A 21,850-nucleotide genomic window follows, 5' to 3' on the forward strand; every position below is an offset into this window, starting at 1 on the left:
GCTTTTTTTATTGTTGAGATGAGGTTTCCAGCCGCTGCAGGCTGCGGGCCGGTTTTGCGCCCTTGGCGCTGTAGAGCGTCAGCAGGATGCCGGCCAGCAGCGGCGCCAGCAGCCACAGCGAAACGGTGCTGATGGTGGTGTGATCCACCGCTTTCTCGACGGCGATGGCAATCAGCGGAAACACCAGGAACACCAACGAAGCCTGAAACGCCGTGGCTTTCTGCTGCAGGGCAAAGTAGGCCATGATGCCGAATACGCCGGCCACCACGCCGAGGTAAAGTACGGACAGCAGTGAGGCGCTGGTAAACGCGGCGATATCCGGTTTTTCGGTGAAGTAACCGACGACAGACAGCAGGATGCCGGCACCCAGGCAGGGCAGCGCGTTGAAGGTGAGTACTGAAATTTTTTCACCGCGTTTTTTACACTGTACATACATCAGCGCGTGTATAAACACGGCCGCCAGCAGGGCGACCACGCCGGGCCAGCGGGTCTCGCCACCGACGCTGGCTTCCTGCCACAGAATACCTGACAGGCTGGCGACGCCGACGACCAGGCCGATCAGCTGCGCGATGCTGACGCGCTCCCCCAGCAGCAGCACCGAGGCCATCAGCACGACGACGGGCATATTGGCAAAGATGATGGACGCCAGCGCCGAGCTGACGTAGCGCTCGCCGTAAATCATCAGCGTAAAGGGAATGGCGAAGTAAGCCAGGCAGACCAGTAGCTGGAACCCGCGGCTGCCCTTGGGAAATAACAGCGGCGTGCGGGTAAAATAAGCCAGCAGCAGCAACAGCGGCGACGCGGCAAGAAAGCGCAGCCCGGTGGCATAAATGGGCGGCACGCTGGCGACGGCGATTTTCATCGCCATCCAGGTGGTGCCCCAGGTCAGTGCGACCAGGGCAAACAGGATAATAATGATTCCGGTATTTCTCAGCGTGTTGTCCATCTCGGCGTCCTGTCGGCAAGTATCGTGGCATCAGATACATTACGTGGATACCAAGAGAAAAAGATTGCCATTTAGCCTTTATATCGGCCAAATAGGAGAAAATATTTCTCCATGGTGGCTAAATGTTAGATAGAACCGATCTTAAACTGTTGTCGATGCTGCAGCAGGACAGCACCCTGTCGCTGCAGGCGCTGGCGGACGCGGTAAACCTGACCTCGACGCCGTGCTGGAAGCGGATCAAGCGGCTGGAGGATGAGGGCTATATCCGCGGGCGGGTGGCGCTGCTGGATAATGAAAAACTGGGGCTGGGGCTGACGGCGTTTGTGATGCTCAAAACCCAGCAGCACAGCCGCGAGTGGTATCAACAGTTTGTTGACCTGGCCGCCCAGATGCCGGAGGTGCTGGCGTTTTATCGCATGGCCGGGGAGTTTGATTATCTGATGCAGGTGCAGGTGGCGGATATGAAAAGCTTTGACCGTTTTTATAAACGTCTGGTGAATGGCATACCGGGATTGATTGATGTTACTTCGAGTTTTGCCATGGAGAAAATCAAATATACTACCGCATTGCCGTTACCGGAGTGAAAAGTTCACCAAATCGGCCGGGAAACGGTGGTATCCTACTCGGCTAACCGTCATGTAACGCGTGACGATCCGAACACGACAGAGTCGACAACACCAAAATATCTGGAATAACACTGCGTGAGATTATTTGCTCAAATCGGCTGGTATTTCCGCCGCGAATGGCGCCGCTATCTGGGTGCGGTGGCGCTGCTGATCATTATTGCCATTCTGCAACTGCTGCCGCCGAAGCTGGTTGGCGTGATTGTGGACGGCGTAACCAAAGAGCATATGTCTACCGGCGTGCTGCTGGCATGGCTGGGGCTGATGATCGCCACCGCAATCCTGGTGTATCTGCTGCGCTATGTCTGGCGCGTCCTGCTGTTTGGCGCTTCCTATCAGCTGGCGGTTGAGCTGCGGGAAAACTTCTACCGCCAGCTGAGCCGGCAAAACCCGGCGTTTTATCTGCGCCACCGCACCGGCGACCTGATGGCGCGCGCCACCAATGACGTCGACCGGGTGGTGTTTGCCGCCGGCGAAGGCGTGCTGACGCTGGTGGATTCGCTGGTGATGGGGCTGGTGGTGCTGATCGTGATGAGCACCCAAATCAGCTGGCAGCTGACGCTGCTGTCGCTGATCCCGATGCCGATTATGGCGATCGTCATCAAGTATTACGGCGACCAGCTGCACCAGCGCTTTAAGTCGGCGCAGGCGGCGTTTTCCAGCCTGAACGACCAGGCGCAGGAGAGCATGACCAGCATCCGCATGATCAAGGCCTTTGGGCTGGAGGATCACCAATCCAACCAGTTTGCCGAGGTGGCGGCGCGCACCGGCGCGAAGAATATGCACGTGGCGCGCGTCGACGCGCGTTTTGATCCGACCATCTATCTGGCGATCGGCGCGGCCAACCTGCTGGCGATCGGCGGCGGCAGCTGGATGGTGGTGAACGGGACGCTGACCCTGGGGCAACTGACCAGCTTTGTTATGTATCTGGGGCTGATGATTTGGCCGATGCTGGCGCTGGCGTGGATGTTTAATATTGTCGAACGCGGCAGCGCCGCCTACAGCCGCCTGCGCAGCCTGCTGGATGAGGCGCCGGCGGTGGTGGACGGCGGGCGTGATTTGCCCGCCGGACGCGGTGAGCTGACGGTGGATATCCGCCGTTTTCATTACCCGGAAAATCAGCACGCGGCGCTGCATGATGTCGCCCTGCGGCTTAAGCCGGGGCAGATGCTCGGCCTGTGCGGTCCGACCGGCGCCGGGAAGACCACGCTGCTTTCCCTGATCCAGCGCCAGTTCGATATTGATGACGGCCAGATCTGCTACCACGCGCTGCCGCTGACGACGCTGAAGCTGGACGCCTGGCGCGCCCGCCTGTCGGTGGTCAGCCAGACGCCGTTCCTGTTTTCCGACAGCGTGGCGAATAACATCGCGCTCGGCAAACCTGATGCGACGCAGGCGGAGATTGAACAGGCGGCGCGGCTGGCCAGCGTGCACGACGATATTCTGCGTCTGCCGCAGGGTTATGAAACCGAAGTGGGTGAGCGCGGCGTGATGTTGTCCGGCGGACAGAAACAGCGGATCTCCATTGCGCGCGCGCTGCTGCTGGACGCTGAAATTTTGATCCTCGACGATGCTTTGTCGGCGGTGGATGGCCGCACCGAACACCAGATCCTGCACAACCTGCGCAGCTGGGGGCAGAACCGCACGGTAATTATTAGCGCGCACCGGCTGTCGGCGCTGACCGAGGCCAGTGAAATCCTGGTCCTGCAGCACGGCAGCGTGGCGCAGCGCGGCCAGCACGCCGTACTGGCGGCCCAGCCGGGCTGGTATCGCGATATGTATCGCTATCAGCAGTTAGAGGCCGCGCTGGATGAGGCGCCGGAAATCGGCGTGGAGATGTTAACCAATGAGTAAAGTTCAGAAGCTGTGGCCGACGCTGAAACGGCTGCTGGCTTACGGCTCGCCGTATCGCAAACCGCTGGGGCTGGCGGTGCTGATGCTGTGGGTGGCGGCGGCGGCGGAAGTGGCCGGCCCGGTCCTTATCAGCTACTTTATCGACAACTACGTAGCCAAAGGGCAGCTGCCGCTGATGATCGTCTGCGGGTTAGCGGGCGCTTACGTCCTGCTGGAGATGCTGGCGGCGGCGCTGCATTACTTTCAGGCGCTGCTGTTTAACCGGGCGGCGGTCGGCGTGGTGCAGCGTCTGCGCACCGACGTGATGGATGCCGCGCTGCGCCAGCCGCTCAGCGCGTTCGACACCCAGCCGGTCGGCCAGCTGATCTCCCGCGTCACCAATGACACCGAGGTGATCAAGGATCTGTACGTGATGGTGGTGTCCACCGTGCTGAAAAGCGCGGCGCTGATCGGCGCGATGCTGGTGGCGATGTTCAGCCTCGACTGGCGCATGGCGCTGGTGGCGATCTGCATCTTCCCGGCGGTATTGCTGGTGATGGCGATTTATCAGTATTACAGCACGCCGATTGTGCGGCGGGTGCGCAGCTATCTGGCGGATATCAACGACGGTTTTAACGAAGTGATTAACGGCATGGGGGTGATCCAGCAGTTCCGCCAGCAGGTGCGTTTTGGCGAGCGGATGAGCAACGCCAGCTGGTCGCACTATACCGCCCGTATGCAGACGCTGCGGCTGGACGGCTTCTTGCTGCGGCCGCTGCTGAGCCTGTTCTCCGCCCTGGTGCTGTGCGGGCTGCTGATGCTGTTCGGCTTTAGCGCCGAGGGCAGCATCGGCGTCGGGGTGCTGTACGCCTTTATCAACTATCTGGGCCGGCTGAATGAGCCGCTGATTGAGCTGACCTCGCAGCAGTCGATTCTGCAGCAGGCGGTGGTGGCCGGCGAGCGTATCTTTGAGCTGATGGATCGCAGCCAGCAGCGCTATGGCGCCGATGAGCGCCCGCTGCAGAGCGGCCGCATCGATATCGATAGCCTGAGCTTTGCCTACCGCGCGGATAAAAAGGTGCTGCAGAATATTCAGCTCAGCGTGCCGTCGCGCGGCTTTGTGGCGCTGGTCGGCCATACCGGCAGCGGCAAGAGCACTCTGGCTAACCTGCTGATGGGCTACTACCCGGTGAGCGAAGGCGAGATTCGCCTGGATGGCCGGCCGCTGCCCAACCTGTCGCACCGTACGCTGCGTCAGGGGATCGCCATGGTGCAGCAGGATCCGGTGGTGATTGCCGAGTCGGTGCTGGCTAACGTGACGCTGGGGCGCACTATCAGCGAAGAGGCGGTGTGGCAGGCGCTGGAGACGGTGCAGTTGGCGGAGCTGGTGCGCGGCTTCCCGCAGGGGATCCATACCCGGCTGGGTGAGCAGGGCAATAACCTGTCGGTCGGCCAGAAACAGCTGCTGGCGATGGCGCGCGTATTGGTGCAGGCGCCGCAGATCCTGATTCTGGATGAGGCGACCGCCAATATTGATTCCGGTACCGAACAGGCGATTCAGCATGCGCTGCGGGCGATTCGCGAGCACACCACGCTGGTGGTGATCGCCCACCGTTTATCGACCATCGTCGATGCCGATACCATTCTGGTGCTGCACCGCGGCCATGCGGTGGAGCAGGGCAACCATCGGCAGCTGCTGGCGCAGCAGGGCCGCTATTATCAGATGTATCAGCTGCAGCTGGCGGGCGAAGAGCTGGCGGCGGCAACCCGCGAAGACGGTCAGCCGGCCTGAATCTCCCGGTGCGTTTCCCGGCGTAGCCGCAGGGGAACGCACCACGATCAGGCAGCGCTGGCGGTTGTATGCCGTGCTTTGCACCTTTATGCGCCAATGCGCACCATCATGGTGCGCAAAAAACGATCAATTATCTCCTCTCTCCCTGTCATCGTCCTCGGCAGCCGTTTTCTCCGCTGCGTTTTTTCCTAAAACAATTTATGGCACAGCCTTTGCTTTACCCAGTGATACCAGGGGTGAGTTTGGGTTTAATTGTGGAGGGGCAATATGAAGCTGGTTACCGTGGTAATCAAACCATTCAAGTTGGAGGACGTGCGTGAAGCCCTATCCTCAGTCGGCATTCAGGGGCTGACCGTCACCGAAGTCAAAGGGTTTGGCCGCCAGAAAGGGCATGCCGAGCTGTATCGCGGCGCCGAATACAGCGTCAATTTTTTACCCAAAGTCAAAATCGATATTGCCATTGCCGACGATCAATTGGATGAAGTGGTTGATGTGATTAGCAAAGCCGCCTACACCGGCAAAATTGGCGACGGCAAAATTTTTGTGGCTGAACTGCAACGCGTGATTCGCATACGTACCGGCGAAACCGATGAAGCCGCGCTGTAAATACCGACTCAGCGACTGAAATGGGGATGAGACAATAATGAAAAAACGTTTATCCATGTTGGGCCTGAGCGCGGCAGCCTTGTCGCCCTCTCTGGCTCAGGCGGCTCCGGCGGCCCTCGATAAGGCCGATAACGCCTTTATGATGATTTGCACCGCCTTGGTGCTGTTTATGACTTTACCAGGTATCGCATTATTCTATGGCGGCTTGCTGCGCGGTAAGAATGTGCTGTCGATGCTCACTCAGGTGATGGTGACCTTTGCGCTGGTGTGTGTACTGTGGGTGCTGTATGGCTACAGCCTGGCGTTCAGCGAGGGCAATGCGTTTTACGGCGGCTTCGGCACCGCGATGTTGAAAGGCATCGGCATTGACAGCATTACCGGCTCCTATAGCCAGCTGGTGCACGTGGCGTTCCAGTGCTCCTTCGCCTGTATTACCGTGGCGCTGGTGGTCGGCGGGTTTGCCGAGCGCATCCGCTTTTCTGCGGTGATTATTTTTGCGGCGATCTGGTTCACCCTGTCTTATCTGCCGATTGCCCATATGGTGTGGGGCGGCGGCTTCCTGGCGGCCGACGGCGCGCTGGATTTTGCCGGCGGTACGGTGGTGCATATCAACGCCGCCAGCGCCGGCCTGATCGGCGCCTATCTGCTGGGCAAGCGCGCGGGCTTCGGCAAGGAGGCGTTCAAACCGCACAACCTGCCGATGGTGTTTACCGGCACCTCGATTCTGTATATCGGCTGGTTCGGCTTTAACGCCGGTTCCGCCGGCGAGGCCAACGGCGTTGCGGCATTAGCCTTCCTGAACACGGTGGTCGCCACCGCCGGTGCCATCCTCTCCTGGGTGTTTGCCGAATGGCTGGTGCGCGGTAAACCGTCGCTGCTGGGCGCCTGCTCCGGCTGTATTGCCGGGCTGGTTGCCGTTACGCCGGCCGCGGGTACCGTCGGCGTCGGCGGTGCGCTGATTATCGGCCTGGTCGGCGGGATCGCCGGTCTGTGGGGCGTGGTGACGCTGAAGAAATGGCTGAATGTGGATGATACCTGCGACGTATTCGGCGTACACGGCGTGTGCGGCATCGTCGGCTGTCTGCTGACCGGGGTGTTCACCGCCTCGTCACTGGGCGGTTCCGGCTATGCGGAAGGCGTCACCATGGGACATCAGGTGTGGATCCAGCTGCTCAGCGTGATCATTACGCTGATCTGGTCCAGCGTCGCCGCGTTTATCGCCTTCAAGATTGCCGGCGTGCTGGTGGGGCTGCGCGTACCGGAAGAGCAGGAGCGTGAAGGGCTGGATATCAACAGTCATGGCGAGAGCGCCTACAACCAGTAAATCGATAATAAAATAGTGATGAAGCAAAAAAGGCGATGGGGACATCGCCTTTTTTTGTGATCGGCGTTATGCCGTATGGCGGCGCATGACCCCTTCCTGCACCGTGCTGGCGACCAGCACGCCGTCGCGGGTATAGAACTGCCCGCGCACGAAGCCGCGCGCACCGGATGCCGAGGTGCTTTCCACCGCGTAGAGCAGCCAGTCGTCCAGGCGGAACGGGCGGTGGAACCACATGGAGTGGTCGATAGTCGCCACCTGCATGCCCGGCTCCAGGAAACCGACGCCGTGCGGCTGCAGCGCCGTCGGCAGGAAGTTCAGATCGGAGGCATAGCCCAGCAGATACTGGTGAATGCGCGCGTCGTCCGGCATGGCGCCGTTAGCGCGCAGCCAGACGTAGCGATACGGCTCGTCCACCTTGCCCTGCAGCGGGTTATGGAATTTAACCGGGCGTACTTCCAGCGGTTTCTGACAGATAAATTTATCGCGCACTTTCTCCGGCAGCATATGTGCCAGCTGCTGGGCGATTTCTGATTCGGACATCAGGCCTTCCGGCGGCGGCACGTCGGGCATGGTGTTCTGGTGTTCAAAGCCCGCTTCCGGGCTTTGGAACGAGGCGGTCATATAGAAGATAGGCTTGCCGTTCTGGATAGCGCTGACCCGGCGGGCGCTGAAACTGTTGCCGTCGCGCAGCGTTTCGACGTCGTAAACGATCGGCTTGCTGCTGTCGCCCGGACGCAGAAAGTAGCTGTGGAACGAGTGCACGCTGCGCTCGGCCGGCACCGTATCTTTGGCGGCGTAGAGCGCCTGGCCGACGACCTGACCGCCGAATACCTGACGCAGGCCCAGATCCTCGCTTTGCCCGCGGAACAGGCCCTCTTCGATTTTTTCCAACTTGAGCAGCTCAAGAAGGTTGTGCAATGCCTGGCTCATAAAAGATGATCCTTCTAATAATTGTTTTGTGTAGTGTGCGGAAGATCACGGTAAGTCGTCAACAGGCTAAATCTAACCGCCATCGTTCTTAGTATGAACTTCGCGCGGCGAGTCGCAAAGTGATTCCCGGTAACCGCAGATTGTTGCCTTTTGGGCACCATTATCGCGCTGTTATATCAACAATGTTTCCGGTGTTTCGGTGTTAGCCTGTCGGTATGGAGGCTTGCGCCATACGACGCACAGCCGTGAGATGATAAATTCGGGAAATATGATGAGCAAATTACTGGTGCTTAAATCCAGCATTATGGGGGACGCCTCCCAGAGCAACGCGCTGATTGATGACTTTCTGGCGGCGCGGCGGGCAAAGGGGCTGGATGACGAGATTATCGAACATGACCTGACGGCCCTGGAATTGCCGGTGTTGGACGGTGAACTGTTCGCCGCCCTGCGCGGTGCCCAGCCGCTTGACGAGCGGGCGCAGCGGGTGGTGGCGCTATCCGACCGGCTGATTGCCGAGCTGAAAGCGAGCGATCTGCTGCTGATTGGCGCGCCGATGTATAACCTGAATGTGCCGACGCAGCTGAAAAACTGGTTCGATCTGGTGACCCGCGCCGGTATGACCTTCAACTATACCGCTCATTATCCGGTGGGGTTGGTTGCAGGAGTGAAGGCGATCGTCGTCAGTTCGCGCGGCGGGGTGCATGTCGGCCAGCTGACGGATGCGGTGACGCCGTATCTGCGCGGCGTGCTGGGGCTGATTGGCGTGAACGATGTCGAGTTTATCTATGCGGAGGGGCTGGATGCCAGACCGCATGGCCGGGCGCAGGGGATCGCGCAGGCGCGGACCACCATTGCGCAGCTGGCGTAAGCGTTACGCATCCGGCGACGGGGCTTCCGCCGCCGCCATTCTGGCGGGCAGCTCGCTGATCAGGCGATCAACCGCCACTCTGACCTTGAGCGGCAGCCGTGCGTTGCGCGGCCAGACGGCATAAACCGGCCAACTGCCGCCGTCGTTTGCGGTCAGAATGGCCTGCAGCGCGCCGGTACTTAACGCATCGCGCACCAGCCAGTAGGGCAGCCAGGCAATGCCGCAGCCGGCGAGCGCGGCATCTTTGATCGCCTGCATATCATCCATCATCAGTTTCGCCTGCGGCGTGATTTCCAGCGCCTTTCCCTGCGCGCTGCCGATGCGCCATTTCTGCAGCCGGCCGGCGCGGGTATAGGCAATGGCGGCGTGTTGCTCAAGATCCTGCGCCGATGTTGGTTCGCCGGCCCGCGCCAGATAGGCGGGCGCGGCGCAGAACACCATGCTGTGTGCCGCCAACCGGCGGGCGATCAGGCTGCTGCTGTCGGCCAGCTCGCCGATGCGGATCGCCAGATCGAACCCTTCTTCCGCCAGATCGACCACCCGATCGCTGAACGCCATATCCAGCCGCAGCCCGGGATGCTGCTGCGCCAGCGTGGTCAGCAGCGGCGCGATGCAGAGGTGGCCAAACAGTACCGGCATCGACACCCGCAGACGTCCGCTGAGCTGCAGGCCATCGCCGGCCAGCAGATTTTCCGCCTGCTGGATTTCGTTCACGGCGCGCCGACAGTGCTCGTAATACAGCATGCCCTGCTCGGTCAGGCTCTGACTGCGGGTGGTGCGGTTAAACAGGGTGACGCCCAGGCGGGTCTCCAGCCGGGCGATGGTTTTGGTGACGGCGGAACGCGTCAGGTAGAGATTTTCCGCGGCGCGCGAGAAGCTGCCGGCTTCAGCGGCGGCCAGAAAAACCGGAATGCTGTTCATATCACTTTTCATCGTGTTTGTACCGGCTGGTGATCGTTGCGGGCAATAGTACAACCCCGTTTTCCTGCTGTCAGTGTCAATGTGCGTGCGCGTACTGCCCACCGTCGCGCCGGCTGATTAATCGGCAGGCGGGTGGGAATGTCTCAGAGTTTTGTGCTAGGTTTAAGAGGTAAGACGGCGTAAGCCGCCAATTTGTTGATAATAAAGAAGGAGACAGCTCGATGAAATTCTGGCAAATCCTTGCTGGGGCCGCTGCCGTGACGCTGGCCGGCTGCGCCCAGAATGGCGTAGATGCCCCGACATCGGCAGCAGGAAGCCCGGCGACCGCACAGCAAATGCAGGTGACCGGTCCTGCGGTGACGGGGACGGTGAATATCGCCCAGCGTATCGCGTTGCCGCCGCATGCGGTGCTGACGGTCACGCTGTCCGATGCCTCGCTGGCGGATGCGCCGTCCAAGGTGATCGCCCAGCGCACTATCCGTACCGAAGGCCAGCAGGCGCCGTTCACCTTCGCCGTGCCCTATAACCCGGCGGACATTCAGCCGAACGCCCGCGTCATATTGAGCGCGGCGGTCACCGTCAACGGGCAGCTGAGCTTTATCACCGACACGATTCAGGAAGTCGTCAACCGCAACGGCACGCGCGCCGACCTGCAGCTGGTGCCGGTGCAGAACGTACCGGTACAGGCGGCATCGGCCGCCATGCCGTAATCGCTGCGGCCTGACCGTTTTCGCTGCCTTTAGCCGGCCGGCTAAAGGCAGCGTGCTTATGGCCGCCAGCCGAAGCGGGCAAAGTCCACCGCGCCCTCGGCATCAAACATAATCCCCTCCGCCAGCAGCGCCTGTCGCTGCCGCTGAAAGTCCTCGCCGCGCAGCGAGATCTTGCCGTGCCGGTTGATCACCCGGTGCCAGGGCAGGGTGCTGCCCGGCGGCAGTTTCTTCAGGACGCCGCCGACCTGCCGCGCTGCGCGCGGCGAACCGGCAAGCGCGGCCACTTCGCCGTAGGCGATCACCTTGCCGCAGGGAATGGCGGCGACGACGTGAAAGACGCGCTGGCGGAAAGTCGGATCTGTGGATGTCATAGAGATAAGTACGCCGTGTTGCTGTCGGAGTGGCAGTGTGCCACAGGCCGGCTGGGTAAGAAAACAGCGGTTGGCCCCGGTTGGCTTGCTATTTCAGATATCATCATTGATAATGCCCACCGCTTCGCAGTACGGAAGCCGTCAATGGGGGCCCTGTTGGTTCTCCCGCAACACTAACTTGTGAACTCGGTCAGGTCCGGAAGGAAGCAGCCGCAGCAGGTGACGTGTGTGCCGGGATGTAGCTGGCAGGGCCTCCACCATTTCTGCCATCCAATCGCTGTTTCCCCCTATTTTTTAGCCTGGCACCACGGACTTTTCCATTGTTCTGCACTACGCACACGCATATCCTGCCGGCTTGCCAAGCCGCAGGCGGTTACCTATTATCCTTCGTCTATGGACATTAACCTGCCTGGTTTTATCCCCGCGCTGCTACCCGTTGCGCTTTCTCCCGGCGCGAGTTTCACGCTGGCGATGAACGGCGCGCTGGCGGACGGGCGTCAGGGGCTGTTGCGCACGCTGCTGGGTACGGCGCTGGGCATCTACACCCATGCATTACTGATCGGCCTTGGCGTTACCGCCGTGCTGGTGGCTTCGCCGGCGGCGTTCGGCGTGCTGAGCATCGTCGGCAGCCTGTATCTGCTCTGGTTGGGGATTTCACTGATCCGCAGCGGCGTTGCCGCGCGGCGACTGGCGCTGAACAGCGGCGGCATGCGTGTAACGTTAAAGAGCGCCTGGTTGCTCAACGTGCTGAACCCCAAAGCGATTATGTTTTATCTGACGGTGGTGTCGCAGTTCGCCGGGCAGCATGGTGATATCGGTAACTATTTACTGCTGGCTTCCGTACATATCGCCGTGATGAGCGTCTGGCTGATTGTCGTCAGCCATGCGCTGGTGTTCTCCGCCAGAAAGGCCGATCCACTGACGCTGAAAAAGTACATCAATATCGGCGGGGGAACGCTGCTGGTGCTGTTTTCCCTAAGTAGCCTGTTTCATCATTAGCTTGCTAGAAAAAGGACGGCGGATGAATATCCCTGCCGCCGGCGCTGGAAGCGTACCTGCAGCGTTGTCAGGCGCGGGAGGCTTATCAACGGGCCGTGATGCGCAATAATGGCTGAGTGGCGGGCAACAAAAAGGGCGCGATCCGCGCCCTTGTGTAACATCTGATGGCGTAGTGCCAATCAGCCCGGGTAAATACCGCGGTCCTTACGGGCCAGCAGGATACGTTCGCAGGCGACGATATAGGCGCTGGTGCGCAGTGAACAGTTCTTCTCTTCGGCTTTATCGCACACGTGGGCGATGGCGTCGGTCATGATCTTGTCCATGCGCTGGTTGATTTCTTCTTCGCTCCAGAAGAAGCTGGCCATATCCTGCACCCACTCGAAGTAACTGACCGTTACCCCGCCGGCGTTACAGATAACGTCTGGCACCACCAGAATTCCGCGCTCGGCCAGCACGTCATCCGCTTCCGGATAGGTCGGGCCGTTCGCGCCTTCCAGGATCAGTTTGCAGCTGAGGTTCTCTGCCCGTTCACGGGTGATCTGTCCTTCCAGCGCCGCCGGGATCAGAATATCCATCTGCAGCGTCCAGAACTCCTCTTTGGCAATTTCCTGCGCGCCCGGGAAGCCGGCAATCTGCTTGCTCTCGGTTTGCCATACGGTCAGCTCGGTTAAATCGATGCCGGCTTCGTTGTACAGCGTGGCCGAGTGATCCTGCACGGCCACAACGCGTGCGCCTGCTTTCTCGAACAGGCGAGCCGCTTCGCTGCCTACGTTGCCGAAGCCCTGCAGCGCAATTTTGGCGCCTTCGATCTCAATGCCGGAACGCTTGGCGACTTCGCAGCCGGTAATAAATACGCCGCGGCCGGTGGCTTTTTCACGGCCGAGAGAACCGCCCAGGTGGATCGGCTTGCCGGTTACTACGCCGGTGATGGTGGTGCCGTGGTTCATGGAGTAGGTATCCATCATCCAGGCCATAACCTTGCCGTTGGTGCCGACGTCCGGAGCCGGAATATCTTTCTGCGGGCCGATAATCAGGCCGATTTCGCTGGTATAACGGCGCGTCAGACGCTCCAGTTCCCCTTCAGACAGCGAGAAAGGATCGACGCGGATGCCGCCTTTGGCGCCGCCGTACGGCAGGTTCAAGGCCGCGCACTTGATGGTCATCCAGGCGGAAAGCGCCATCACTTCGTTGAGATCCACATCGGGATGATAACGCACGCCGCCTTTACCCGGGCCGCGCGACAGGTTGTGCTGTACGCGGTAGCCCTCGAAATGTCGAATGGTGCCGTCATCCATTTGCAGCGGAATATCGACGATCAGTGCGCGCTTAGGGTGGCGCAACGTTTCGATCCAATGGGCCAGGTCGCCCAGATGGGGCGCGACGCGGTCAATTTGGCGCAGATAGGTTACCCAAGGAGAGGTGGAGCTGTCGGAAGCGTAAGATAACTTTTCCATAATAGGCCTGTTTTACCAAAAATTATGTTGTGTAGACGTGGAAAGTTAGTGCAATAAGCGATACGCGCTTAACGTTAGCACTATTTTAAAAATATGCTATCACCTTGTAGAGAAAATAACTGCGTTTAAGCCATCTGACAGCACGATTAAGTGAATAAAAAGTCATATATATCGCCCACTATGTGCGCATATTCATTCACTTTGCGCGCTACTTAGTGAATAAATTGTGAAATTATGCCTATTTTTCAGAATATTGAAGGTTATCAAAAAGTGAATAAATTGGTGTTTTTTCATATTGACTTTATTTCGTTAGCCGACACAGCATTAAGGTACGCAACCAAAAAGGTATTGGTAATGACCTGCTGACCGTCTGGTTTTTCCTGTTCCCTCTCCGTGGCGATGAAAATTGTCTTTCAGCGCAATGGGTTGGCGCGCATTAAAAAACGCATGCGGCGTTCCGTTTCTCCGGGATGCCGACGGTTTGACTGTGGGCATTCATCATGGAAAGGAGCGCGCTGCAATCGGGGCACGAAGACGCGGTTGGTGCTTGTTACCCGCTTTTTTTATTCCTGCCGGACGTGTCGCTACGTTCCGTCAGGTTGGTTTGGGAGCGCATTAGTGATTATTTTTCGACCCGTACGGGAAGACGATCTGAATGACATCATGCGGCTGGCATCACGCGCGGGCGTCGGGCTGACGTCGTTGCCCAACGACCGGGCGCGCTTGGCGGCGCGCATCCGCCGCAGTATCGATACCTTCGCCGGCAGGTTACCGCGTGCGCAGCAAGGGTTTCTGTTCGTTCTGGAAGACACCGAGGCCGCGCGCGTGGCGGGCGTCAGCGCGATTGAAGTCGCGGTGGGGCTGGATGAACCGTTCTACAATTTCCGCCTGCAGCGTACGGTGCGCGCCTCAAAAGAGTTGGGCGTTTATAAGAACATTGAGCTGCTCAATCTGAGCTATGACCATACCGGCCACAGCGAGCTTTGCACGCTGTTCCTCGACCCGGAATATCAAAAAAATCGTAATGGCCTGCTGCTGTCCAAGGCGCGTTTCCTGTTTATTTCAGCCTTCAGAAGCTGGTTCTCCTCCCATATTTTTGCCGAACTGCGCGGCCTGCTTGATGACAACGGCGGTTCTCCGTTCTGGGATGCGTTGGGCCACCATTTTTTTGCTATTCCTTTCGCCGAAGCAGACCGTCTCAGCGGCAGCGGAATGAAAACCTTCATTGCCGAGCTGATGCCGTCCTACCCGATTTACGTCACTCTGCTGCCCGACAGCGCCAAAAAGGCCATCGGGCAGGTGCACGCGCAGACGGCGCCGGCCAGAGCCATCCTGGAAAAAGAGGGATTCCGCTGGGAAGGGTCGGTCGATATTTTTGATGCCGGCCCGGTGCTGGAGGCCGAAACCGATAAGCTCAAGGCGATTCGCCGCGCGCAGTGCATGCCGGCGCATCAGCTGACGCTCACACCGCAGTCGCCGGTGATTGTCGCCAACAACCAGTTTGCCCATTTCCGCGCGCTGCTGATCGCCGCGGAAGAGCCGCAGACGCTTGACCAGCCGCTGCTGGATGCGCTGCAAAGCGGCGAACGGGATCCGCTCCACGTGCTCACACTTAACCCTTAAGAAAGAGATGCTTATGACCGAAAAAACGCAGCGGATGTCGGGCGCTGAAGCCAACTTTGACGGCCTGGTCGGGCCGACGCATCACTACGCCGGGCTTTCCGTCGGCAATGAGGCCTCGCAAAACAACCGCGACGGGCTGTCCAACCCGCGTCAGGCGGCGCTGCAGGGGCTGCATAAAATGAAAGCGCTGGCCGATCGGGGATATATTCAGGGCATCCTGCCGCCGCAGCCGCGGCCCAATGTCGCCGCGCTGCGCGCGCTGGGGTTCACGGGGACGGATGCGCAGGTTGTACAGCGCGCCGCCGCTGATGCGCCGCACCTGCTGTCGGCCTACGGGTCGGCCTCGTCGATGTGGACCGCCAATGCCGCGACGGTTTCCCCTTCCGCCGACAGCGCGGACGGCAAACTGCACTTCACCGTCGCCAATCTGAATAACAAGCTGCATCGCGCGCAGGAAGCGCCGGTCACCGCGGCAATCCTGCGCGCGACCTTCGCCGATGAGCGTTTTTTCTGCCACCACGATGCTCTGCCGCAGCAGAGCGACTTCGGCGATGAAGGGGCGGCGAACCACAACCGGCTGTGTCAGGCTTATCACCAGCAGGGGCTGCAACTGTTCGTTTACGGCCGCCGCGCCGTTGGCGGCGGGCCGGCGCCGACCAGGTATCCGGCCCGTCAGACGCTGGAGGCCAGCCAGGCGGTGGCGCGGCTGCATCGGCTCAGACCGGAATATACGATCTATGCGCAGCAGAACCCGGCCGCCATCGACAGCGGGGTGTTTCATAACGATGTGATTGCGGTCAGCAACCGCAACGTGCTGTTTCATCACCAGCATGCGTTTTTGCACCAGCAGGCGCTGCTGGCGGAGCTGCGGGAAAAGGCCGATGCGCTGGAACTGCCGTTTATCAACGTCGAAGTGCCGCAGGAGCGGGTCAGCCTGGGCGATGCGGTGGCGTCATATCTGTTCAACAGCCAGCTGCTCAGCAAACCGGACGGGAAAATGCTGATCGTGGTGCCGGAAGAGTGCCGTCAGCGCGCCAACGTCTGGGAATACCTCTGCGAGCTGACGCGCGACGGACGTTCGCCGATTGACGAGATCGCCGTTTTTGACCTGCGTGAGAGTATGCGCAACGGCGGCGGGCCGGCGTGTCTGCGCCTGCGGGTGGCGTTGAACGATGCCGAACTGGCCGCCGTCAATGCCGCCAGCCTGATGAATGAGGAGCGCTACCAGCGCCTGACGCAGTGGGTCGAAAAGCATTATCGCGACCGGCTGCACGCCCGCGACCTGGCCGATCCCCACCTGTTGTATGAGGTGCGGCAGGCGCTTGACGAGCTCACGCAAATTTTACGCCTTGGCTCCATCTATGATTTCCAGCGCTAGGGCGCCGGAAATGCATTGAGCGGTCGACGGCGTTACGCCGGGCTGACCGCGCTATCACCAACCTGTTTGCAGCTGCGCTCCGCCGCGCCGCATCTCGCTTTGCCAGATTGATGAAGGAATAGCCATGACACACCATACACCTGAAGGGCGGGCGACCTCTGCCCCGCAGAAATTGACGCGCGGCCTCGGTGAGCGTCATATCCAGATGATCGCGCTGGGCGGCGCGATTGGCACCGGCCTGTTTATGGGGGCGGGCAGAAATATCGCCATCTCCGGCACGTCGATCCTGATTATTTACGTACTGGTCGGTTTTTTTACCTATATGGTGATGCGGGCGATGGGGGAAGTGCTGCTGTCAAAGCTGGACTACCGCTCGTTTGCCGACTTTGTCGGTGATTACCTTGGCCCGCGCGCCAGCTTCTTTTTAGGCTGGACCTACTGGCTGAGCTGGGTGGTGACCTGCATTGCCGACGTGGTGGTGTGCGGCAGCTATATGCAGTATTGGTTTCCGGAGATGTCAGCCTGGATCCCGGCGTTATTCACCCTTGGCCTGCTGTGCCTGTTTAACCTGCTGTCGGTAAAAATGTTCGGCGAGGCGGAGTTCTGGTTTGCGTTGATCAAGGTGGTCACCATTATCGCGCTGATTCTGACCGGCGGCTGGATGATCGCCTCCGGCTGGACATCGCCGGACGGTGTGCGGGCCTCGCTGAGCCACATCACCGATCCGCAGGTGTTTATGCCGCATGGCATCAGCGGTTTTTTGGCGGGCTTTCAGATTGCGATATTCTCCTGCACCGGCATTGAGCTGCTGGGGACGATGACCGCGGAAACCAAAGATCCGCAGAAGATCCTGCCGCGCGCGATTAACTCGCTGCCGCTGCGGATCATTATTTTTTATCTGCTGTCGATGATCGTGATTATCGGCGTGACCTCATGGTCGGGGATTTCCCCCGACAGCAGCCCCTTTGTGACGCTGTTTGACAAAGCCGGCCTGCCGGCGGCGGCGGCGATGATCAATTTTGTCGCGCTGACGTCGGCGATGTCGTCGGCGAACAGCGGCGTCTATTCCAGCACGCGCATGTTGTACGGCCTGTCGGTGGAAAAGCACGCCCACTGGCAGTTTCGCATCCTGTCGCGCACCACGCGCATTCCGGTGCGCAGCCTGATGTTCTCTTGTTTTTGTATGTTAAGCGGCACGCTGCTGCTGTTCCTGGTGCCCAACGTGATGACGCTGTTCACCATCGTTTCGACGCTGGCGGCGATTATGGTGGTTTACAGCTGGATGATGATACTGCTTGCCTATCTGGCGTACCGCAAACAATCCCCCGAGCTGCATGAGCGCTCGATCTTCAAGATGCCGGCGGGCGTGTTGATGAGCCGGCTGACGCTGCTGTTCTTTGCCTTTACCATCTTCATCATGCTGTTTGATCCCGATACCCGCAAGGCGCTGATCGCCACGCCGGTGTGGTTTATTATGCTGTGGGTGTTCTGGCGTATAAAACAGAAGAAGGAAGCGCGCTACCTCGCGTTAGAACGCAGTCTGTAATACCTGATTGAAATAACAGGGCCAGCCGGCCCTGTTATCGTTAGCGCGGTGGGCGCTGTTGCCATCGTCTGAGACCATGCAAAAACGGTGTTTTAAAAACGCGTAATGCAATCAATTAACGATGAAACATAAAGCTTTTGCGGATTGACAGCGGCCGGGGGAAATCATCTGATAGCGGCACGTTTTTCTTTACCCAAAGGTAATTAGGGATGAAAAAATCTCTCTTGTGTCTGCTAGCCGTCGTGGTGTCTGGCTGCCAGCTGAACGATCCGCGGCCGCCGATGGAGCGGGCGACGGTCAGCGCCGTGGCGAATCAGGTATGCATCAGGGTGCAACCGGAAGGGGATGAAACGATCGGCGCTATCTATATTGAAGAGGTCGGCAACGTTAGCCGCAAGCTGGATCAGCGGTTTGGGGAAAACGGCAGCGAGCGGCCGGTTGTATCGGCGGACAACTGCGTGCCCACGGCAAACTATCTGTTTATACCGGACAGGGCGTATAACGTTGCCGTCGAACTCTATTCCGCCGATAAGGTAAAAAAACACATCACTCCTCACCGGCGTGATTTTTCCGTGCAGTTTTCCGTATGGCGGGATAACGGCGGCGTGCTGCAGGCGGCGGCGCAGTATTAAATCACGGCATCGGTCTGCACCGATGCCGCTGAGATTAATGCCTGACCAGCGTGGCAAAGTAGTAGATCAGCGGGATCGCCAGCAGGTACAGACCGGCCGGCACCTCGCGCCATTTCCCGGCAATCACCTTGATAATGATATAAAACAGCAGCCCGCCGGCGATCCCGGTGCCGAAGCTGTTGGCGATCAGGGTGATCATCACCATCATCAGCACCGGCAGCCCGTCGGTAAAGTTGGCTAAATCGACCTTGCGCAGCCCGCTGAACATATTCAGACCGATCAGGATCAGCGCCGGGGCGGTCGCCTCTTTCGGGATCATCAGCGCCACCGGGGTAAAGAGCAGCATCAGCAGGAACATCACGGCGGCGGCCAGCGAGGTCAGCCCGGTTTTGCCGCCGGCCTCGGCGGCGGCGGAAGATTCGATCAGCGCCGTTGCCGCCGGAATGCCGACCCAGGGGCCGAGCGCGGCGGCGATGGAATCCACCATAAAGGGGCGGTTAATCTGCGGCATATTGCCATGTTCGTCCAGTAAGCCGGCCTCGCCGCCGACCGCCAGCGTGGTGCCCATGGTGGAGAAAAACTCGGAGGCGAAAAAGACGAACAGGAACGGCAGGAAGGCGATGTTCAGCGCCCCCAGCATATCCACCTGCGCCCAGACCGGCGTCAGCGCGTGCGGTGCGGCGATAAAATTGCCGGGCAGTTGGGTGACGCCGAACGGAATGCCGATCAGCGTGGCGAACAGGATCGCCCACAGGATGGCGCCGGGGATTTTCCTTGCCTGCAGGGCGATGGCTAGAAACAGCCCGGCCAGCGCCACCAGCGCGCCCGGCGCGGTGAAATCCCCCAGCATCAGGGCGTTGGATTTGGCGTTGGCCAGCACCAGCCCGGCGTTACGGAACCCCAGCACGGCGACAAACAGGCCGATCGACGCGGTCAGGCCCAGCTTTATCGACTGCGGCACCGAACGGGTGACCACTTCCCGCAGCCCGAACAGGGTCAGCGCAAAGAACAGGATGCCTGACCAGCAGGCGATCCCCAGCCCGATCTGCCAGCTGATGCCTTCGCTGCCGGCCAGCGTCACGCCGACCAGCACCGAACCGCCGATGCCCGGCCCGACGATAAACGGCAGGTTGCCGTAAAACGCCATCAGCAGCGTACCGGCGACAAAGACCAGGATCGTGCCGGTGGTCGCCGCGCCTTTATCCATACCGCCGACCGCCAGCAGGCCGGGGATCACCACCAGCAGATAGGCGGCGGCGAGAAAGCCGGTGATGCCCGCCAGACACTCCCTTTTGACCGTACTGCGCCGGGCGTGCAGTTGAAAACGTCGTTGTAACCAGCTCCCTGGTGTTGGAGCATTCACTGAATTGTCGGCCATTTATGGCTCTCCTGTATTGTTACCCGCACCGTGGTGCCCGGGTATCTATCATCATTATTATGTTTATCTTCAGGCCGGGGTTTCCCAGCAGGCGATCAGCGGATCGACAATCTGCCGCGTGGTGCCGTCGGTCAGGCCGAGGTCGGTCAGGTGCGGCCCGGCATTGCAGGCCAGACAGGTGCCCTCGATGGCCTTGAAGACCCGGTAAGGCGGCTCCCAGTCGGCAATCCGTGCGCTGAGGTCGCGCAGGTTTTTGAACTGCTGCGCCAGCTCGGCCGGCGGCAGGTCCGACAGCATGCCGGCGATCGGCATGGCGACCTGTGCCAGTATTTCGCCGTTCTGGCTAAGCGCCATGCCGCCGCCGCTGGCGATCAGCGCATCGGCCGCTACCGCCATATCCTGCGGATCGCGTCCCAGCACCACCAGATTGTGTGAATCGTGGGAATAGCTGGTGGCGATGGCGCCGCGTAGTTCGCCCCAGCCTTCCAGCAGCGCCAGCTGCGGCGCAGCCGGATGGCGGCCGTGGCGGTGCTGCACCCAGATCAGGCTGAAGCCGGCCGGCAGCTGCACCTGACCGTCGCGTACTTCTACCGTGGTTTCACCCCACTGGGTAAAGCGCGCGCCTTTGATATGGCGCAGCGTGGCCTGCCCGTGTTTGATGCCTGCCACCTTCAGGACAAACGCCTCCGGCGTCGGCGGCGACAGGCGCAGGGTATCGCGCGGTACGCAAAGCTGCGGGTTGGCGGCCACCGGCGCCAACATCTTACCGTTCTGGGCGCTGCAGCGGCCGGAAACGTAGACCCGGCGGGCGCAGAGCTGTTCCAGGCTGTCGAACACCACCAGATCGGCGCGCCGTCCGGCGGCGATCAGCCCCAGATCGTTGCGTTGCAGGCGGATGGCGGCGTTAAGCGTGGCCATCCGCAGGGCGTCAGTGGCCGGCAGGCCGTGTGCGATCAGCAGATTCAGCAGGGCGATAACGCCGCCTTTTTCCAGCAGCATATCCGGCGGGACGTCGTCGGTGCAGACGGTAATCTGTGATGACAGATGGGGCAGGGTTTTCAGCGCCGCGACGATATCCGGCAGCAGATAGGGGTGAGAGCCGCGGATCTCCAGCGTCAGGCCGGCACGCAGTTTTTCCAGCGCGTCATCGGCCGAGGTCAGCTCATGGTCAGAGGTCACGCCGGCCGCGAGGTACGCCTGCAGCTCCGCGCCGTTCAGGCCGCGGGCGTGGCCTTCAATCAGTTTGCCGCTGTTGAGGCCGGCGTTGAGGATCTCTACCATCCGTTCGCTGCCGTTGAGCACGCCGTGCATATCCATCACTTCGGCGACGCCGGCCACCTCCGGCCAGCCCAGCATGGTTTCCATCTCCTGTCCGGCAAAGTCCGCCCCGGACATCTCCAGGCCGGGGGTTGACGGCACGCTTGACGGTGCGGCGCAGATCACCCGCAGCGGCAGATCGCGGCTGGCGTCAATGGCGTAGCGCACGCCGGCGACGCCCAGCACGTTGGCCAGTTCGTGCGGATCCCAGAAGATGGTGGTGGTGCCTTGTGCGACAACGATTTCCGCGTAGCGCGCCGGCGGTAAATGGGAACTTTCAACGTGCACGTGGGTATCGATCAGCCCCGGGCTGAGATAGGCGCCGTTTAAATCCTGCGTGTCGTGAGCGGCGGAGAAGGCGCCGCAGGGGTGTACGCTGGCGATCAGGACGCCGACGATGCCGACATCGGCCGGACGGATTTCGCCGGTTGCCATATCGACGATGCGGGCGTTGGTCAGCAACAGATCGAACGGCGTTTTTCCCAGCGCGGCGGCAATGGCGCGCTGGCGGTCGTGGGCGCTGACGGAGGAAGCGGTCATGATAATTACCCTGCAAAATAACAGGGTTGTTACTCTAGGGGGCGGCGCTGAGTTTGCAC

General features: G+C 60.3%; 19 protein-coding genes and 1 other RNA gene. 13 read left to right on the forward strand and 7 right to left on the reverse strand.

Features of this window, described 5'->3' with window-relative positions; translation table 11 throughout:
- Window positions 1-7: 7 nt before the first annotated feature.
- The gene (locus tag D781_RS04875; RefSeq protein ID WP_015671201.1) at window positions 8-946 is read right to left on the reverse strand and encodes a DMT family transporter; all 939 of its coding nucleotides are present in this window, start codon (window positions 944-946) and stop codon (window positions 8-10) included.
- 122 nt (window positions 947-1,068) lie between these two features.
- Between D781_RS04875 and D781_RS04880 the strand changes: the two genes are divergently transcribed.
- The 5 genes from D781_RS04880 to amtB all read left to right on the forward strand — a co-directional run bounded on the left by D781_RS04880 (window position 1,069) and on the right by amtB (window position 7,124).
- Window positions 1,069-1,530 (forward strand): Lrp/AsnC family transcriptional regulator, encoded by a 462-nt coding sequence (locus D781_RS04880; protein ID WP_015671202.1) that lies wholly within the window; start codon window positions 1,069-1,071, stop codon window positions 1,528-1,530.
- A gap of 117 nt (window positions 1,531-1,647) precedes the next feature.
- Window positions 1,648-3,423: a SmdA family multidrug ABC transporter permease/ATP-binding protein gene (locus tag D781_RS04885; RefSeq protein ID WP_015671203.1), complete on the forward strand. Its 1,776-nt coding sequence runs from the start codon at window positions 1,648-1,650 to the stop codon at window positions 3,421-3,423.
- Complete coding sequence (locus tag D781_RS04890; RefSeq protein WP_015671204.1) at window positions 3,416-5,194, forward strand: SmdB family multidrug efflux ABC transporter permease/ATP-binding protein; 1,779 nt, start codon at window positions 3,416-3,418, stop codon at window positions 5,192-5,194. Before D781_RS04885 ends, D781_RS04890 begins: the two co-directional genes overlap by 8 nt.
- A gap of 267 nt (window positions 5,195-5,461) precedes the next feature.
- Window positions 5,462-5,800: a P-II family nitrogen regulator gene (gene glnK, locus D781_RS04895; RefSeq protein WP_004949337.1), complete on the forward strand. Its 339-nt coding sequence runs from the start codon at window positions 5,462-5,464 to the stop codon at window positions 5,798-5,800.
- A 37-nt stretch (window positions 5,801-5,837) separates the two neighbouring features.
- On the forward strand, window positions 5,838-7,124 hold the full coding sequence (gene amtB, locus D781_RS04900) for an ammonium transporter AmtB (RefSeq protein WP_015671205.1): 1,287 nt from the start codon (window positions 5,838-5,840) through the stop codon (window positions 7,122-7,124).
- Window positions 7,125-7,190: 66 nt separating this feature from the next.
- Here the strand turns inward: amtB and tesB are convergent, their stop codons facing one another.
- A complete protein-coding gene (tesB, locus tag D781_RS04905; RefSeq protein WP_015671206.1) occupies window positions 7,191-8,054 on the reverse strand; it encodes an acyl-CoA thioesterase II in 864 nt (287 codons plus the stop codon).
- A gap of 271 nt (window positions 8,055-8,325) precedes the next feature.
- Here tesB and D781_RS04910 point away from each other — a divergent pair, with 271 nt between their 5' ends.
- Window positions 8,326-8,922, forward strand: coding sequence for an FMN-dependent NADH-azoreductase (locus D781_RS04910; protein ID WP_015671207.1), 597 nt, complete (start codon window positions 8,326-8,328; stop codon window positions 8,920-8,922).
- A gap of 3 nt (window positions 8,923-8,925) precedes the next feature.
- Here the strand turns inward: D781_RS04910 and D781_RS04915 are convergent, their stop codons facing one another.
- On the reverse strand, window positions 8,926-9,855 hold the full coding sequence (locus D781_RS04915; protein WP_015671208.1) for a LysR family transcriptional regulator: 930 nt from the start codon (window positions 9,853-9,855) through the stop codon (window positions 8,926-8,928).
- A 209-nt stretch (window positions 9,856-10,064) separates the two neighbouring features.
- Here D781_RS04915 and D781_RS04920 point away from each other — a divergent pair, with 209 nt between their 5' ends.
- Window positions 10,065-10,553 carry a YbaY family lipoprotein gene (locus D781_RS04920; RefSeq protein WP_015671209.1) on the forward strand — a complete coding sequence of 163 codons (489 nt, stop codon included), beginning with the start codon at window positions 10,065-10,067 and terminating at the stop codon, window positions 10,551-10,553.
- A gap of 56 nt (window positions 10,554-10,609) precedes the next feature.
- On the opposite strand, the gene D781_RS04925 is transcribed toward D781_RS04920, so the two are convergent.
- Window positions 10,610-10,924, reverse strand: a complete 315-nt coding sequence (locus tag D781_RS04925) for an MGMT family protein (protein WP_015671210.1) — start codon at window positions 10,922-10,924, stop codon at window positions 10,610-10,612.
- A 154-nt stretch (window positions 10,925-11,078) separates the two neighbouring features.
- Between D781_RS04925 and ffs the strand changes: the two genes are divergently transcribed.
- Both ffs and D781_RS04930 read left to right on the forward strand, forming a co-directional pair.
- Window positions 11,079-11,175, forward strand: an RNA gene (gene ffs / locus D781_RS22340) — signal recognition particle sRNA small type.
- A 142-nt stretch (window positions 11,176-11,317) separates the two neighbouring features.
- Window positions 11,318-11,923: a LysE family transporter gene (locus tag D781_RS04930; protein ID WP_015671211.1), complete on the forward strand. Its 606-nt coding sequence runs from the start codon at window positions 11,318-11,320 to the stop codon at window positions 11,921-11,923.
- 179 nt (window positions 11,924-12,102) lie between these two features.
- On the opposite strand, the gene D781_RS04935 is transcribed toward D781_RS04930, so the two are convergent.
- Complete coding sequence (locus D781_RS04935; protein WP_015671212.1) at window positions 12,103-13,377, reverse strand: Glu/Leu/Phe/Val dehydrogenase; 1,275 nt, start codon at window positions 13,375-13,377, stop codon at window positions 12,103-12,105.
- A gap of 621 nt (window positions 13,378-13,998) precedes the next feature.
- On the opposite strand from D781_RS04935, the gene astA reads away from it, so the two are divergent.
- The 4 genes from astA to D781_RS04955 all read left to right on the forward strand — a co-directional run bounded on the left by astA (window position 13,999) and on the right by D781_RS04955 (window position 18,556).
- On the forward strand, window positions 13,999-15,000 hold the full coding sequence (gene astA / locus D781_RS04940; RefSeq protein ID WP_232037742.1) for an arginine N-succinyltransferase: 1,002 nt from the start codon (window positions 13,999-14,001) through the stop codon (window positions 14,998-15,000).
- A gap of 34 nt (window positions 15,001-15,034) precedes the next feature.
- Window positions 15,035-16,378: an N-succinylarginine dihydrolase gene (gene astB, locus D781_RS04945; RefSeq protein WP_041412007.1), complete on the forward strand. Its 1,344-nt coding sequence runs from the start codon at window positions 15,035-15,037 to the stop codon at window positions 16,376-16,378.
- A 124-nt stretch (window positions 16,379-16,502) separates the two neighbouring features.
- Entirely contained in the window at window positions 16,503-17,924 is a 1,422-nt protein-coding gene (locus D781_RS04950; protein WP_015671215.1) for an amino acid permease, read from the forward strand.
- A 209-nt stretch (window positions 17,925-18,133) separates the two neighbouring features.
- Entirely contained in the window at window positions 18,134-18,556 is a 423-nt protein-coding gene (locus D781_RS04955; RefSeq protein ID WP_015671216.1) for a putative T6SS immunity periplasmic lipoprotein, read from the forward strand.
- A gap of 34 nt (window positions 18,557-18,590) precedes the next feature.
- Here the strand turns inward: D781_RS04955 and D781_RS04960 are convergent, their stop codons facing one another.
- The gene (locus tag D781_RS04960; protein ID WP_015671217.1) at window positions 18,591-19,934 is read right to left on the reverse strand and encodes an NCS2 family permease; all 1,344 of its coding nucleotides are present in this window, start codon (window positions 19,932-19,934) and stop codon (window positions 18,591-18,593) included.
- Window positions 19,935-20,003: 69 nt separating this feature from the next.
- Complete coding sequence (locus D781_RS04965) at window positions 20,004-21,791, reverse strand: adenine deaminase C-terminal domain-containing protein (protein WP_015671218.1); 1,788 nt, start codon at window positions 21,789-21,791, stop codon at window positions 20,004-20,006.
- Window positions 21,792-21,850 lie beyond the last annotated feature (59 nt).

This window comes from Serratia sp. FGI94 (assembly GCF_000330865.1).
Classification (GTDB): domain Bacteria; phylum Pseudomonadota; class Gammaproteobacteria; order Enterobacterales; family Enterobacteriaceae; genus Serratia_B; species Serratia_B rubidaea.

Coding starts and splice junctions, on each gene's coding strand:
- D781_RS04960 (WP_015671217.1), bottom strand. CDS start 19,934: ATGGCCGACAATTCAGTGAATGCTCCAACACCAGGGAGCTGGTTACAA.
- D781_RS04875 (WP_015671201.1), bottom strand. CDS start 946: ATGGACAACACGCTGAGAAATACCGGAATCATTATTATCCTGTTTGCC.
- amtB (WP_015671205.1), top strand. CDS start 5,838: ATGAAAAAACGTTTATCCATGTTGGGCCTGAGCGCGGCAGCCTTGTCG.
- D781_RS04950 (WP_015671215.1), top strand. CDS start 16,503: ATGACACACCATACACCTGAAGGGCGGGCGACCTCTGCCCCGCAGAAA.
- D781_RS04880 (WP_015671202.1), top strand. CDS start 1,069: ATGTTAGATAGAACCGATCTTAAACTGTTGTCGATGCTGCAGCAGGAC.
- D781_RS04965 (WP_015671218.1), bottom strand. CDS start 21,791: ATGACCGCTTCCTCCGTCAGCGCCCACGACCGCCAGCGCGCCATTGCC.
- D781_RS04910 (WP_015671207.1), top strand. CDS start 8,326: ATGAGCAAATTACTGGTGCTTAAATCCAGCATTATGGGGGACGCCTCC.
- D781_RS04955 (WP_015671216.1), top strand. CDS start 18,134: ATGAAAAAATCTCTCTTGTGTCTGCTAGCCGTCGTGGTGTCTGGCTGC.
- D781_RS04935 (WP_015671212.1), bottom strand. CDS start 13,377: ATGGAAAAGTTATCTTACGCTTCCGACAGCTCCACCTCTCCTTGGGTA.
- glnK (WP_004949337.1), top strand. CDS start 5,462: ATGAAGCTGGTTACCGTGGTAATCAAACCATTCAAGTTGGAGGACGTG.
- D781_RS04930 (WP_015671211.1), top strand. CDS start 11,318: ATGGACATTAACCTGCCTGGTTTTATCCCCGCGCTGCTACCCGTTGCG.
- D781_RS04890 (WP_015671204.1), top strand. CDS start 3,416: ATGAGTAAAGTTCAGAAGCTGTGGCCGACGCTGAAACGGCTGCTGGCT.
- D781_RS04925 (WP_015671210.1), bottom strand. CDS start 10,924: ATGACATCCACAGATCCGACTTTCCGCCAGCGCGTCTTTCACGTCGTC.
- D781_RS04920 (WP_015671209.1), top strand. CDS start 10,065: ATGAAATTCTGGCAAATCCTTGCTGGGGCCGCTGCCGTGACGCTGGCC.
- D781_RS04915 (WP_015671208.1), bottom strand. CDS start 9,855: ATGAAAAGTGATATGAACAGCATTCCGGTTTTTCTGGCCGCCGCTGAA.
- astB (WP_041412007.1), top strand. CDS start 15,035: ATGTCGGGCGCTGAAGCCAACTTTGACGGCCTGGTCGGGCCGACGCAT.
- tesB (WP_015671206.1), bottom strand. CDS start 8,054: ATGAGCCAGGCATTGCACAACCTTCTTGAGCTGCTCAAGTTGGAAAAA.